Below are 1307 nucleotides of genomic sequence, written 5' to 3' on the forward strand. Positions count from 1 at the left end.
CAACTGCTCTACCTGCAATTTGACGATCCCGAAAAACCGATTTTCTTCTATATCAACTCTACCGGCACATCCTGGTACACGGGGGACGCGATCGGCTACGAAACCGAAGCTTTCGCCATCTGTGACACCCTCAACTACATTAAACCTCCCGTTCATACTATCTGTATCGGACAGGCCATGGGAACTGCCGCGATGATTCTTTCCGCAGGAACCAAGGGTTTTCGCGCCTCCTTACCCCACGCTACCATCGTTCTCAACCAAAACCGCACTGGGGCGCAAGGACAAGCCACCGATATCCAGATTCGCGCCAAAGAAGTAATCGCCAACAAACAGACGATGTTGGAAATTTTCTCGAAAAATACGGGTCAAACCACCGAAAAACTGGCGAAAGATATGGATCGCACCTTCTATCTCACCCCACAACAGGCGAAAGACTACGGATTAATCGATCGCGTTCTCGAAAGTCGCAAGGAACTACCGAAACCCCTCGCCCAAGTTAGTTAAGATTTATTACAAATTAGCAGGAGTTGTTACCAATTATGCCTATCGGTGTGCCAAAAGTTCCCTACCGTCTGCCTGGTAGCCAATACGAACAGTGGATTAGCATTTACAGCCGTCTTTCGGTGGAACGCATTCTTTTTCTGGGGCAGGAAGTCACCGACGGGTTAGCCAATGCCCTTGTGGCCCAAATGCTTTATCTCGACTCGGAAGACCCCACTAAACCCATCTATCTCTATATCAACTCGCCGGGGGGTTCCGTTACCGCCGGTATGGCCATCTACGACACCATGCAGTACATCAAAGCGGAAGTGGTGACTATTTGTGTGGGATTAGCGGCCTCTATGGGGGCATTTTTACTGGCTTCCGGTAGTCCGGGTAAGCGTCTCGCCCTTCCCCATGCGCGGATTATGATTCACCAACCCATGGGCGGAACCGGGCGCCGGCAAGCGACGGATATCGACATTGAAGCTAAGGAAATCCTGCGTATTCGCCAGCAATTAAACGAAATTATGGCTAATCGCACTGGACAAACCATCGAACGCATCGAAAAAGACACGGACCGCGATTATTTCCTCTCCGCCGAGGAAGCTGTCGCCTACGGTTTAATCGATAAGGTGGTGGAGGGAAGACCGGCTTAAGTCAGTCAGAGGTTAGAACAGGCGAGAAACCTGTTCTAACTGCCATTGGACAAACTTCCTTAGATGGTACCCACATTCCGCACCCTAAAGTGTCACATTGAAAATTTTATCTAAATCGTCAAAACGATTGCCGGCTCTGAATTACAGGCTAATTTGGTTGCCCAGCAG

At 49.9% G+C, this 1307-nt stretch carries 2 protein-coding genes; both read left to right on the top strand.

All coding sequences use genetic code 11. The features are described 5' to 3' along the window. Nucleotides 1-504, top strand: a 504-nt coding sequence (locus tag PX481_RS09605) for an ATP-dependent Clp protease proteolytic subunit (protein ID WP_288094487.1), incomplete at its 5' end; no start/stop codon positions are given. Nucleotides 505-539: 35 nt separating this feature from the next. Next, a complete protein-coding gene (locus PX481_RS09610) occupies nucleotides 540-1139 on the top strand; it encodes an ATP-dependent Clp protease proteolytic subunit (RefSeq protein WP_002734165.1) in 600 nt (199 codons plus the stop codon). Nucleotides 1140-1307 lie beyond the last annotated feature (168 nt).

This window comes from Microcystis sp. M53603_WE2, assembly GCF_030065435.1.